The organism is Streptococcus toyakuensis (genome assembly GCF_024346585.1).
Lineage (GTDB): Bacteria > Bacillota > Bacilli > Lactobacillales > Streptococcaceae > Streptococcus > Streptococcus toyakuensis.
Window position 1 is genome coordinate 1,400,112 of the sequence record NZ_AP024523.1, and the last position, 13,259, is coordinate 1,413,370.

Annotated in this window: 14 protein-coding genes; 5 read left to right on the forward strand and 9 right to left on the reverse strand. The window is 40.5% G+C overall.

Annotated elements, in window-relative coordinates:
- Positions 1–36 precede the first annotated feature (36 nt).
- The 3 genes from upp to STYK_RS07225 form a co-directional block, all read right to left on the reverse strand.
- Positions 37–666, reverse strand: a complete 630-nt coding sequence (gene upp, locus STYK_RS07215) for a uracil phosphoribosyltransferase (protein ID WP_000515974.1) — start codon at positions 664–666, stop codon at positions 37–39.
- An 88-nt stretch (positions 667–754) separates the two neighbouring features.
- Positions 755–1,222: a deoxycytidylate deaminase gene (locus tag STYK_RS07220; RefSeq protein ID WP_000136973.1), complete on the reverse strand. Its 468-nt coding sequence runs from the start codon at positions 1,220–1,222 to the stop codon at positions 755–757.
- An 18-nt stretch (positions 1,223–1,240) separates the two neighbouring features.
- The gene (locus STYK_RS07225; RefSeq protein ID WP_261804784.1) at positions 1,241–1,798 is read right to left on the reverse strand and encodes a TetR/AcrR family transcriptional regulator; all 558 of its coding nucleotides are present in this window, start codon (positions 1,796–1,798) and stop codon (positions 1,241–1,243) included.
- 124 nt (positions 1,799–1,922) lie between these two features.
- On the opposite strand from STYK_RS07225, the gene STYK_RS07230 reads away from it, so the two are divergent.
- The 3 genes from STYK_RS07230 to STYK_RS07240 are packed head-to-tail and all read left to right on the forward strand — an operon-like array spanning position 1,923 to position 4,568.
- On the forward strand, positions 1,923–2,768 hold the full coding sequence (locus STYK_RS07230; RefSeq protein WP_049516556.1) for a DegV family protein: 846 nt from the start codon (positions 1,923–1,925) through the stop codon (positions 2,766–2,768).
- Positions 2,769–2,825: 57 nt separating this feature from the next.
- Entirely contained in the window at positions 2,826–3,998 is a 1,173-nt protein-coding gene (gene aao, locus STYK_RS07235; protein WP_261804785.1) for an aminoacetone oxidase, read from the forward strand.
- A gap of 48 nt (positions 3,999–4,046) precedes the next feature.
- Positions 4,047–4,568 (forward strand): DUF1697 domain-containing protein, encoded by a 522-nt coding sequence (locus tag STYK_RS07240; protein ID WP_261043702.1) that lies wholly within the window; start codon positions 4,047–4,049, stop codon positions 4,566–4,568.
- Between the two features lie 41 nt (positions 4,569–4,609).
- Here STYK_RS07240 and STYK_RS07245 read toward each other — a convergent pair whose 3' ends face one another.
- Complete coding sequence (locus tag STYK_RS07245; protein ID WP_261804786.1) at positions 4,610–5,350, reverse strand: MerR family transcriptional regulator; 741 nt, start codon at positions 5,348–5,350, stop codon at positions 4,610–4,612.
- 341 nt (positions 5,351–5,691) lie between these two features.
- Between STYK_RS07245 and STYK_RS07250 the strand changes: the two genes are divergently transcribed.
- A complete protein-coding gene (locus STYK_RS07250) occupies positions 5,692–7,032 on the forward strand; it encodes a sodium-dependent transporter (protein ID WP_023947248.1) in 1,341 nt (446 codons plus the stop codon).
- 40 nt (positions 7,033–7,072) lie between these two features.
- Here the strand turns inward: STYK_RS07250 and manA are convergent, their stop codons facing one another.
- The 3 genes from manA to STYK_RS07265 form a co-directional block, all read right to left on the reverse strand.
- Positions 7,073–8,017, reverse strand: a complete 945-nt coding sequence (gene manA, locus STYK_RS07255; RefSeq protein ID WP_261804787.1) for a mannose-6-phosphate isomerase, class I — start codon at positions 8,015–8,017, stop codon at positions 7,073–7,075.
- Between the two features lie 120 nt (positions 8,018–8,137).
- Entirely contained in the window at positions 8,138–9,577 is a 1,440-nt protein-coding gene (locus STYK_RS07260) for a 6-phospho-beta-glucosidase (protein WP_000136868.1), read from the reverse strand.
- A gap of 208 nt (positions 9,578–9,785) precedes the next feature.
- Entirely contained in the window at positions 9,786–10,046 is a 261-nt protein-coding gene (locus STYK_RS07265; RefSeq protein WP_001291472.1) for a SemiSWEET family transporter, read from the reverse strand.
- 326 nt (positions 10,047–10,372) lie between these two features.
- Here STYK_RS07265 and STYK_RS07270 point away from each other — a divergent pair, with 326 nt between their 5' ends.
- A complete protein-coding gene (locus STYK_RS07270) occupies positions 10,373–10,717 on the forward strand; it encodes a lipopolysaccharide assembly protein LapA domain-containing protein (protein ID WP_000913393.1) in 345 nt (114 codons plus the stop codon).
- 165 nt (positions 10,718–10,882) lie between these two features.
- On the opposite strand, the gene STYK_RS07275 is transcribed toward STYK_RS07270, so the two are convergent.
- The gene (locus STYK_RS07275) at positions 10,883–11,230 is read right to left on the reverse strand and encodes a VOC family protein (protein WP_001052644.1); all 348 of its coding nucleotides are present in this window, start codon (positions 11,228–11,230) and stop codon (positions 10,883–10,885) included.
- A 154-nt stretch (positions 11,231–11,384) separates the two neighbouring features.
- Positions 11,385–13,160 (reverse strand): pyruvate oxidase, encoded by a 1,776-nt coding sequence (gene spxB / locus STYK_RS07280; protein ID WP_261804788.1) that lies wholly within the window; start codon positions 13,158–13,160, stop codon positions 11,385–11,387.
- Positions 13,161–13,259 lie beyond the last annotated feature (99 nt).

Genomic DNA, 13,259 nt, shown 5'->3' on the forward strand with positions numbered 1-13,259 from the left:
TGGAAATACTTTTCCAAGTCATTCTTCTTTTCGATCTTATTTTGTACCGAACAAGCGGTCTCCAGCATCTCCAAGACCTGGAACGATATAACCGTGTTCGTTCAAACGTTCATCCAAGGCTGCTGTAAAGATTTCTACATCTGGATGAGCTTCTTGAAGGGCTTTTACACCCTCTGGAGCAGATACAAGGCAGACAAATTTGATATTTGATGCGCCACGTTTTTTAAGAGAATCAACAGCCAAGATTGCTGAGCCACCTGTTGCCAACATTGGGTCTACTACAAAAATTTGACGTTGGTCAATGTCCTCAGGCAATTTCACTAAGTACTCAACTGGTTGAAGTGTTTCTTCATCACGGTACATACCGATGTGGCCAACTTTAGCAGCTGGAACCAAGCTCAAGAGACCATCAACCATCCCGATACCTGCACGCAAGATTGGGACGATGGCCAATTTCTTACCTGCCAATTGTTTTTGAACTGTTTTTGTAATTGGTGTTTCGATTTCCACATCTTCTAGTGGAAGATCACGAAGTACTTCATACCCCATCAACATTGCAATCTCATCTACTAGCTCACGAAAAGCTTTTGTAGAAGTATCTGTACGACGCAAGATTGACAATTTGTGTTGAATCAGTGGGTGATTAATAACTTCAATTTTTCCCATTTTTGGAGTTCCTTCTTTCAATTTATTCTTCTTATTATACCAAAAAACGGTTTAAAAATCTTTCTAAACCATTTATTTTTGATAATTTTTACATTAGATCTGCCTCTTTAAGAGCTGCCTGTACTGTCTCAAGTGGTAGATGGGTCAATTCTGTCCCTTTTTCTTGATAAAGGTATTGGGCATAGTCGTCCATTCGATACTGGTTAATATAAACCACGCGCTTGCAACCGACCTGCAGCAATTGTTTTGTACAGTTCAGACAAGGAAAATGCGTTACATAGGCTGTAAAGCCTTTAGGAACACCACGTTCTGCACCTTGAAGGATAGCATTGACCTCAGCATGAAGGGTGCGAACACAGTGTCCTTCAATGACTAGACATTCGTGGTCAATACAATGCTCGGTTCCTGATACCGAACCATTGTAACCAGTGGAAATAACCTTATTATCTTTTACCAGAATCGCGCCCACTTTGGCACGTTTACAAGTGGAACGATTGGCAATTAGTAAGGCTTGGGCTGCAAAATACTCATCCCATGCTAGTCTTTTTTCAGTCATATCTCTTCTCCTTTTTCTCTATTTTTTAAAAAATGGTAAACCTAAATCTGCAATCTTTTCAGCTGGTACCTTCATGCCATCCTTGATCCATTTTAGAAGGACAGAAACGATGGCCGAGCTCCAAAAGGAATGAAGATAAGAGCTGACACCTTTTGATTTCCCATGGTATTTTTCTAAAAATTCCTGCATGGCTTGGACAAAGATTTTTTCCAGATGGTAATCCAAGGCCAATTGAATCACTCTGGCTTCCTTTCTGGCCTCCCGGAAAAGATGAACCCAGACCAGATAAAGATCTGTCTTTAAATCATAATGGTGCAGTTGTTCCATGATGTTGTGGACACTCCGTTTAAAGACACTCTCTAAAATTTCCTCTTTGGAATCATAATTACGGTAAAAGGCTGCACGAGAAACGCCTGCACGTTTGGCCAATTCAGAAATACTAATCTTGGTCAAGTCCTTTTTTTCCAAGAGTTGCAAGAGGGCTGTTTCGATGGCTTCTCTAGTTAATAAATTGGATTCTTGGTTTGATTTTCTGAGATTTTCAAGAGACTTTTCAGAGATTCTACGTTCAGACATAACATTTTCTTTCTACTTGTCACAACAGACGGATGAGGCTTTTGTTTCAAGGGCTTTCATGATATAATTGTAAAAAAAGACAGAACCTTTGTCAATGTATAACTGACAAAGATGGAGAATTTCTATGACTTGGAAGATTATTGCTGACTCTGGTTGTGATTATCGTCAGCTGGCAAGACCAGCTATTGACACGACCTTTGTAAGTGTCCCCTTAACCATTCAAGTAGCTGATCAGGTCTTTGTTGATGATGCCAGTCTTGACATTGACCAAATGATGGAAACCATGTATGCAACTGCAGAAGCTTCAAAATCAGCTTGTCCAAGCCCAGATGATTATTTGCGAGCATTTGAAGGAGCCAAAAACATTTTCCTAGTAACCATCACTGGTACTCTTTCTGGAAGCCACAATAGTGCTCAACTAGCAAAAAATATTTATCTGGAAGAACATCCTGATACTAAAATTCATATAATTGATAGTTTGTCTGCTGGTGGGGAAGTTGACTTGCTCGTAGAAAAATTGAATGACTTGATCGACCAGGGCTTATCTTTTGAAGAAGTGGTTGAATCTATCACTGCCTATCAAGAAAAAACCAAGTTACTTTTTGTCCTAGCTAAAGTCGATAACTTGGTAAAGAACGGCCGTTTGAGCAAGCTTATCGGTACGGTCGTTGGCCTTCTCAATATCCGTATGGTCGGAGAAGCTAGTGAAACTGGAACTCTCGAATTGCTACAAAAAGCACGAGGACCAAAGAAATCAGTTCAAGCTGCCTATGATGAAATCATTAAAGCTGGATATGCTGGTGGCCGTATTGTCATGGCCCAACGCAATAACGAGAAATGTTGCCAACAGCTCTCAGAGCGAATCCGCGAAAATTTCCCACAGGCGGATATTAAAATTCTCCCAACATCTGGTCTCTGCAGTTTTTATGCAGAAGATGGTGGTTTGCTGATGGGATATGAAATTGATTAATTGCATTCTTGACAAGAGGTGACTTCATCTCTTGTTTTTTTGTGGTACAATAGAGCTATGAAACATTTTGATACTATTGTCATCGGTGGAGGTCCTGCTGGTATGATGGCTACGATTTCCAGTAGCTTTTATGGACAGAAAACCCTCCTCATCGAAAAAAATCGGAAACTTGGAAAAAAATTAGCTGGTACTGGTGGGGGACGTTGCAATGTAACCAACAACGGAACTCTAGATGACCTACTAGCTGGCATCCCTGGAAATGGGCGCTTTCTCTACAGTGTCTTCTCCCAATTTGATAACCATGATATCATTAATTTTTTTACAGAAAATGGTGTTAAACTTAAGGTCGAAGACCACGGACGCGTCTTTCCTGCTAGTGACAAGTCTCGGACCATTATCGAGGCCTTGGAAAAGAAAATCACTGAACTCGGTGGTCGAGTTGCTACTAAAACGGAGATTGTTTCGGTTAAAAAGATAGACGACCAGTTTGTCCTTAAGTCCGCAGACCAAACCTTCACTTGTGAGAAACTCATTGTCACAACTGGTGGGAAATCCTATCCCTCTACTGGTTCGACTGGTTTTGGTCACGAGATTGCCCGTCATTTTAAGCATACCATTACCGATCTTGAAGCCACTGAAAGTCCTTTGTTGACAGATTTTCCACACAAGGCCTTGCAAGGAATTTCATTGGACGATGTGACCCTAAGCTATGGTAAGCATGTCATCACTCACGATTTGCTCTTTACCCACTTTGGTTTGTCAGGCCCTGCTGCTCTGCGTATGTCCAGCTTTGTCAAGGGCGGAGAGGTTCTCTCACTGGATGTTCTACCTCAACTTTCTGAGAAGGACTTGGCTGCATTTCTAGAAGAGAATCGGGAAAAATCCTTGAAAAATGCCTTAAAAACTTTGCTTCCAGAACGCTTGGCAGATTTTTTTGTGCAAGGCTATCCTGACAAAGTCAAACAGTTGAGTGAAAAGGAACAAGAACAACTTCTCCAGTCTATTAAGACCCTCAAAATCCCTGTGACTGGTAAAATGTCTCTCGCCAAATCCTTTGTTACCAAGGGTGGTGTCAGTCTTAAGGAAATCAACCCTAAAACCCTTGAAAGTAAGCTGGTACCTGGCCTTCACTTTGCTGGTGAGGTACTGGATATCAATGCCCATACGGGTGGCTTTAACATCACTTCTGCCCTCTGCACTGGTTGGGTGGCGGGATCAAATCCAATCTAAATCTAAATTATTCAATGGCTAAATCAGCCCCAAAAGAAAGGAACTACTTTGGAACATATTATCTTGTTAAGGGGAGTTACTCCTAATGGAAAAAATGCTATCCCTAAAATGTCTTATCTAGTAGATATCTTGACAGAAGCTGGTTTTCAACAAGTTCGAACCTATATTCAAAGTGGGAATATCATTCTTGAAAGCGACTTAGATTTAGAAAAAATACGAGAACATGTCCATACTCTAATAAATGAAAATATTGGTGCTGACTTAAAAATGGTAATCAAGAACAAAAGTGATTTTAAAAAAATTGTCCAAGAAAACCCGTTTGGAGAACACTATCTTTATGACCGTATACACGTGATTTTTTATCAAGAATCTATTCAAAGTCTCCCTTTAGAAAAATTGAAAATTGATTACGGTGAAGAAGAAATTTGTATCGGTGACCATTGTCTTTACCTCTACCTCCCTAGAACTGCAAAACAAAAGAAACTCCATACCAACTATCTTGAAAAGCTTTTCAATGTAGATTTGACCATGCGAAAACTAAATGTAGTAGAAAAATTATTAAGCAAGTAGTGCTTGAATTTAGTAAAAATCGGAAGAATACTCCTCCGATTTTATTTTGTCTGAGTTTGGACATAGTGAGCAATGACATCTGATGTGTACTGGGCTGTTCCAATTCCAAATTTGTCAATGTTTTCCTTAAATTCTGGGTTATAGACGTATCCTTTACCGATATGACCGAATACTTCAATAGTACAATCAAATCCATAAGTACGGATGGCTTGCAAGAGCTTGGCTGCTTGCTCTTGGTTTTCAGTTGCTGTTGCAGATAAACCAGCTTGAAGATTTTGTGACAAAGCTTGAAAAACTTGGTTGAAGGCAAGCGTAGCCTCATCTTCGTGACCTTTTTGACGATCGAGCGCTTGGTCCATGACTTCTTGTCCATATTTCTCTACCGCCTCTTGGTGGTATTTTTGATGATCTTGGTAGTTAAATCCTGCGAATTTCTCTTGAATGGTCATTTCTCTTTCTCCTTTATGTTCTTGAATGGTTTTCTGCAAGGTTGAAATCAAGGTATCCAGATGTTGTCTTTCTCGAGTCAAATAGTCCAACTGTCTGGTCAAGTGAGGCAACAAATCTGATCTATCTTCCTTTAACAGCTCTGCTATTTTTTCTAAAGAAAAGCCTAGATATTTGTAGTAAAGAATGACCTGAAGGCGTTCCAAATCCTCTTGACTGTAGGTTCGATAGCCGTTTTCCGACTTTAAGGGGACTAAGAGTCCTATCTTATCGTAGTGGTACAGGGTCTTGACAGAGACACCCGAAAGCTGCGCAGCTTCTTTTATATGGTACATGATTTCCTCCTTATACTCAATGAAAATCAAAGAGCAAACTAGGAAGCTAGCCGCAGGCTGTACTTGAGTACGGTAAGGCGACGCTGACGTGGTTTGAATTTGATTTTCGAAGAGTATTACATTGATAGTATAACCCCTCCCCCTAGGTCAGAGTCAAGCGTTTTTGCGAAATTTTTTTACTTTATCATAACATGAAAATGGTTTTCTTGACAGACCTTAGAAAACATGATAGGATAGTCAAGTCTATCAAGCAAAAGAAAAGCTCATCTTGAGTACTTATGAGGCTATTTGCCAAGGGCAGTAGCTTTTTCTTTTGGAACACTAATTTTAGGAGTTTAACTATGTCTGAAAAATCGCAATGGGGTTCTAAACTGGGCTTTATCCTAGCATCTGCTGGTTCAGCCATCGGACTTGGTGCCGTTTGGAAATTCCCCTACATGACTGCTGCTAATGGTGGAGGAGGCTTTTTACTTGTCTTTCTCATTTCCACTATTTTAATTGGTTTCCCCCTTTTGCTGGCTGAATTTGCTCTCGGCCGAAGTGCTGGTGTCTCAGCAATCAAAACCTTTGGAAAACTCGGCAAGAATAGCAAGTACAACTTTATCGGTTGGATTGGTGCCTTCGCCCTCTTTATCCTCTTATCTTTCTACAGTGTTATTGGAGGATGGATTTTAGTCTATCTAGGCATTGAGTTTGGAAAATTGTTCCAACTTAGCGGAACTGGTGATTATGCTCAATTATTTACTTCAATCATTTCAAATCCAGCCATTGCCCTAGGAGCTCAAGCGGCCTTTATCTTATTGAATATCTTTATTGTATCACGTGGGGTTCAAAAAGGGATTGAAAGAGCATCGAAAGTCATGATGCCCCTGCTCTTTATCATCTTTGTCGTCATCATCGGTCGTTCTCTCAGTTTGCCAAATGCCATGGAAGGGGTTCTTTACTTCCTCAAACCAGACTTTTCAAAACTGACCAGTGCTGGTCTCCTCTATGCTCTGGGACAATCTTTCTTTGCCCTTTCACTAGGGGTTACAGCCATGCTGACATATGCTTCTTATTTGGATCAGAAAACCAATCTAGTCCAGTCAGGAATTTCTATTGTAGCAATGAACATCTCGGTGTCCATCATGGCAGGTCTAGCCATTTTCCCTGCTATGTCAGCCTTCAATATCCAATCTGAAGGGGGACCGAGCTTGCTCTTTATCGTCTTGCCTCAACTCTTTGACAAGATGCCTTTTGGAACCATTTTCTACATCCTTTTCCTCTTGCTCTTCCTCTTTGCGACGGTCACTTCTTCTGTCGTCATGCTGGAAATCAATGTGGGAAATATCACCAATCAGAATAACAGCAAACGTGCCAAATGGAGTGCCATTTTAGGAATTTTGACCTTTGTCTTTGGAATTCCTTCAGCCCTATCTTACGGTGTCATGGCAGATGTTCACATCTTTGGGAAGACCTTCTTTGACGCTATGGACTTCTTGGTTTCCAATCTCCTTATGCCATTTGGAGCTCTCTGCCTTTCACTTTTTACAGGCTATATCTTTAAAAAGGTTCTTGCAATGGAGGAACTCCATCTCGATGAAATAGCATGGAAACAGGGACTGTTCCAAGTCTGGCTATTCCTTCTTCGTTTCATCATTCCAATCATCATCATCGTGGTCTTTATCGCCCAATTTATGTAATCAAAAAGGACTTGAGTAATGAACTCAGGCCCTTTCTTTTTTATGGATGGCTAACAATCAATTCCAAATCTTGTCCTTCCAAGGTCCAAGCTTCAACATCACTTGGTAGGATAAAGTGGAAACCTTTTTGGATTGGATAGTTTTTTCCGTCAACAGTCAGTTGACCTTGACCAGCTAAGACACTAAACAAGCTGTAGTCAGCTGTCTTTTCGAAGTCAACTTTTCCAGTAATTTCCCACTTGTAAACTGCAAAGAAATCATTGGATACAAGGAGAGTGGAACGCAAATCATCTGCTTTAACAGTTACAGGACGGCTATTTGCAGGCTCACCAATGTTCAAGACATCAATGGATTTTTCAAGGTGAAGTTCACGCAAGTTACCATTATCATCCTTACGGTCAAAGTCATAGACACGGTAGGTTGTGTCACTAGATTGTTGTGTTTCAAGGATTAAAATACCTGCACCAATAGCATGCATGGTGCCACTTGGCACATAGAAGAAATCTCCAGCTTTAACTGGTACTTTTGTCAACAAAGCATCCCAATTCTTGTCCTCGATTTGCTGGCGGAGTTCTTCTTTTGACTTGGCATTGTGACCGTAGATAATCTCTGAACCTTCGTCTGCAGCGATAATATACCAGCATTCTGTTTTTCCAAGCTCGCCTTCATGCTCTAGTCCATAGGCATCGTCTGGGTGAACTTGTACACTGAGCCAGTCGTTGGCATCCAGAATCTTGGTCAAGAGTGGAAATACAGGTTCTGGACGATTGCCAAACAATTCACGGTGTTCTGCATACAAAGTAGCTAGGTCTGTCCCCTCAAAACGACCATTGGAAACTTTAGAGACTCCATTTGGATGGGCTGAGATGGCCCAATATTCTCCGATTTTTTCACTTGGGATGTCGTAACCAAACTCATCACGTAGCTTGGTTCCACCCCAGATTTTTTCTTGCATAACTGATTGTAAAAATAATGGTTCTGACATGTCGATCTCCTGTCTGATTTTTCTCCCCTCATTATAGCAAAAAGCTCCATCTAATTGAACTCTTTTTCACATATTATAAAGTAGGGAGAAGATTTTATAAAAATAGTGAACAAATGTGCTCTACTCAATGCTTGCACCATTGCTGGCAATGACATCCTTGTACCAGTAGAAGGATTTCTTCTTGCTACGTTTGAGGCTTCCATGACCAGCATTATCTCGATCTACATAGATAAAGCCATAGCGCTTGTTCATTTCGCCTGTTCCAGCTGAAACCAGATCGATACAGCCCCAAGTCGTATAACCAAGCAAGTCAACGCCATCTTGGTAAATGGCATCTCGCATGGCCTTGATATGAGCCTCTAAGTAAGCAATCCGATAGTCATCTGCTACATGACCATTCTCATCCGGTGTATCCATAGCACCTAGACCGTTTTCCACGATGAACATTGGCTTTTGGTAACGATCCCAGATAGCATTGAGGGTGATACGAAGACCAAGTGGGTCAATCTGCCATCCCCATTCTGAGGATTCAAGATAAGGATTTTTGAGAGAGGCAAAGATATTTCCAGCAGTTAATTCTTTAACTTCTGGATCACCTGAGGCTACTAGACTTGCATAGTAAGAGAAGGAAACAAAGTCAACAGTATTGTCCTTCAACAACTCTAAATCTTCTGCAGTCATTTGAATCTCGATTCGCTCACGCTCCCACTGCTTCTTGGCATAGTTTGGGTATTCCCCACGCGCTTGAACATCAATGAAGAAGTAACTCTTGCGGTCTTCCTCCATGGCTGCCCAGTAGTCTCTTGGATGGGCTGTGTTAGGATAGTATTGCCCTGCAGCCAACATACATCCCACCTTATTTTCTGGGTCAATTTCGTGGGCAATCTTTGTCGCAAGAGCTGAAGCTACCAACTCATAGTGTGCAGCCTGATATTTAACCAGTTCTTGATTTTCTCCTTCTTCAAAACAGAGCCCAGCTCCCATAAAGGGGGCATGGAGAATCATGTTGATTTCGTTGAAGGTAAGCCAATATTTGACCAAACCCTTATAGCGGGTAAAGAGTGTGCGACAAAGTTTTTCATAGAAGTCTAACATCCGACGATTGCGCCAACCACCGTACTCTGTAATCAAGTGCATAGGACAGTCGAAATGAGTGATAGTCACCAGAGGTTGGATACCATACTTGTGGCACTCCTTAAATAAATCCTCATAAAAGGCTAGACCAGCTTCATTTGGCACTGTTTCGTCGCCCTTAGGAAAAATCCGAGTCCAAGCAATGGATAGACGATAAGTCTTAAAGCCCATTTCCGCAAAAAGGGCAATATCTTCCTTGTAATGATGGTACATATCAATAGCTTGCTTGGCTGGGTAAAAATAGCCCTCCTCAAACGAAAACATCTTTTTCTGACCTGTGATAATGGCTTCACGATCTGGACCGATGGGGACGACATCCACATTCGCCAATCCACGACCTTCTAAATTATAAGCACCCTCACACTGGTTGGCAGCTGTCGCTCCGCCCCACAAGAAACCATCCGGAAAAGTCAGTTTTTCGGTCATAACTCTACTCACTTTCTTATTTGCTTGTTCATTTACTTATATTATAACTTATTCTGTAAACCTTTTCTTATAAAATACTGTGACATACTGATACTATTCTACTATTTAAGTTTATCAGATTGTTTTTTAAAAAATTATCCTCTAGAAAAAGTAAATAGCCTCCCCTGAAACAAAAAAGAAGACTGAAAACTAGTCTCCTCTGTTCCTTTTAAATCAAAGCTGTAATAACCGTCACTAGGCCAAAAATAATACCTGGTGCATTAGCTGCTGCAAGGGGGATATCTCTTTCTTTTTTGAAAAGACCGTAGTAAACCCAGAGACTACAGTTGATGGCAGCAACCAAGGGCTGGATGAAATTTCCTTTTTGACCAGCCAGATTGTTCATGATTTGTGGGAAGTAAGACACATACATCATAACAGACATAAAGGTCGCTACCCAACCTAAAATTTTCATTTGTTTTTCAGACATTTTCAAAACCTCTTTCATTTTTACTGAATCTTATTTTAAAATATTCTTTCAAAACAATCAAGTCTTTAAAACTTTTGTTATAAAGATATAAACTATCACAATCTTGTTATAAGAAAGAGGGAACAGAAAAAAGACCGAATTGCTCCGTTCTGTTTACTCAATCAAATATTAGAAAATGAATACTCCTTTTCAATGAATCGATTGATTGATGGTAAATAAGCCGTTAGAAATTATTGACAGTATCGAAATTTTCTAGTAAAATGAATTTTGTTAATACCTAAATGGTGTGTAGTTTTCTATCAACATAGTCAGGAGAAAAGGAACTTATGCTAAAAAAATTTAATGAATTGTCACTGAAAGATAAGGCTTATCTAATTGGCGGTTTGAGCTTATTAGTCATTGTGATCTCATTTGGTCTACTCAATCGTCAAACAGTAACTGTCAGTCTTGTCTTTACACAACTATCTGCTCCCTTGATTTTGGTGATTTTTACTTGTCTAGTAATCGGGATCATTGCTGGTAGTGCTATTGGTATTAGCTATCACCATAACAAGACTCAAGATCTGAGAAGCCGCATTGCTGAAGCAGAAGCGACTATCAATATAAAAGACAGGGAGCTTGTCCAGTACGAGGAACAGGTGCAACAATTAAAACAGGAAGCCAAACAATAAGTGTAGAAATCATAACCACCCGTGAAAACGGGTGGTTTTTTGTCTCGCACCTAACGGAGCGAGACGGACTGAAAGTCGCATAAATACAAAAAAGATCGAATTGCTCCGATCTTTTTAAGTTTCACTCCAAGAATGTTTAGATAAAAAATTTGATAATAGAATTACCTACTTCATACGATAAAAATCAATCACTAGACCAGCAGGCCCTTTAACTAATAAGGACTCTGTTCCCCAATCGGTTACAGTTGGTCCGTTTAAAACCTGGATACCAAGTTCTTTCAACCGTTGGTAATTCTGGTCTACATCCTCAACCTCGATATGAAGAATGATTCCTGACTGAAAATCTTCCAAAGGAATCAAATGATTTTGGGACAACATCAGACAGTGACTGCCAATCGTAAACTGAGCAAAACTGTCATCAACATAATCGGATTTTTTATCCAAAATACGCTCCAAGTCAGCACAGACTTGTGGAACATCGGAAACGATAATATCTAATTGATTTAAATTCATTTACTATCCTCCATAAAAAGACCGGATTGCTCCGATCTTTTTAAGTTTCGCTCTAAGAAAATCAAAGAATAAACAAGGCATCGAACCGCAGGCAGTACTGAAGTACGGCAAGGTGAAGATAACACAGTTTAAATTTGATTTTCGACGAGAGGAATTATTTAATTGCGCGTGATTGCAAACCTTCTTCTTCCAAGAAGAGGCGGAATGGTATGAGTTCTTCTGCTTCGTATTTTTCCTTGAAGGCTTTGATTGCTTCTTCTGAGTGAAGTTTTGGATCCAATTCAAGTACTTCTACTGGAAGTGGACGGTGTTCAGTGATGCGAGCATCGATAACAACAGTTTTACCTTCTTTGCTCAATTTAACAGCTTCTGCAACAACTGCATCGATGTCTTCGATACGGTCAACTGTAAATCCAACAGCTCCTTGAGCTTCAGCGATTTTCGCATAGTCAGCATTAGGGAAGTCACAACCAAACAAGTGTTTGTTTGTGTCTTCGTATTTGTCCTTGATGAAGGCATATTTACCATTTGAGAAGACAAGGTTGATAACTGGAAGGTCATATTGAACGTTTGTGATAACGTCTGGGTAGCACATGTTGAATGCACCGTCACCCATGATGTTCCATACTTGGCGATCTGGATTGTCTTTCTTAGCAGCGATACCACCAGGAAGGGCAATACCCATTGTCGCAAAGAGTGGAGATGTACGCCACATGTTCTTAGGTGTCATGTGAAGGTGACGAGTAGATGTTTGAGTAGTGTCACCTACGTCGATTGAGTAGATAGCGTCTTGATCAGCATGTTTGTTGATTGCATTGTAAACTTGATACAATTGCAATTCACCCTCAGTTTTACCTTCGATTTTGTTCATGTAATCACGCCAGTTTTGGTTGTTCTTAACGTTTGCACGCCACCATGGAGTAGATTCAACTGGGTTCACTTTGTCAAGGATAGCTTTAGCTGCTTGACCTGCATCACCAAGGATTGAAGCGTCTAGGGCATGACGTTTACCAAGTTTGTAAGGGTCGATATCCACTTGGATGAATTTTTCAGTATTCTTGAATGCTTGGTAAACTTCAGCAAATGGGAAGTTTGAACCAAGGAAAAGAACTGTGTCTGCTTCAAAGACCACTTCGTTGGCTGGCTTCCAACCAACACGGTAAGCAGAACCTGTCAAACCTTCATAGTTCCATTCAAAGGCTTCAAAGTTTTTACCAGTTGTGATGATTGGTGCTTTGATTTTACGTGACAATTCAGTAATCACTTCACCAGCTTTAACACCACCGTAACCAGCATAGATAACTGGACGTTCAGCATTGTTCAAGATTTCAACAGCTTTGTCGATTTCAACTTCGTTCAAAGCAGGAGCGATGAATGAACGTTCGTATGAACCTGAACCGTAGTATGAATTTTCGTCGATTTCTTGGAAACCGAAGTTTACTGGGATTTCAACAACAGCTGGACCTTTTTTAGAAACTGCAGCACGGCAAGCTTCGTCGATTACTTTTGGCAATTGCTCAGCGTAAGCTACACGTTTGTTGTATACAGCGATACCGTTGTACATTGGGTTTTGGTTCAATTCTTGGAAAGCATCCATGTTGAGTTCGTTAACTGGACGTGATCCAAGGATTGCTAGGAATGGAGTGTTATCCATAGCTGCATCGTAAACACCGTTAATCAAGTGAGTCGCACCTGGACCACCTGAACCAACTGCAACCCCGATTGAGCCGCCGAATTTAGCTTGCATAACCGCTGCAAGAGCACCTGTTTCTTCGTGACGAACTTGCAAGAAGCGGATATCTTTGTCTTCAGCCAAAGCATCCATCAATGAGCTGAGTGTTCCTGATGGGATACCGTAGATTGTGTCTACGCCCCATGTTTTCAATACATTAAGCATTGCTGCAGATGCAGTAATTTTCCCTTGAGTCATAATGATAACTCTCCTTCAAATATTTTTAAATCTACTAAAAAAGGTTTCATATAGTTTTTGAAAACGTTTCAGTAAATTTTTACAATACTAATTTATCAC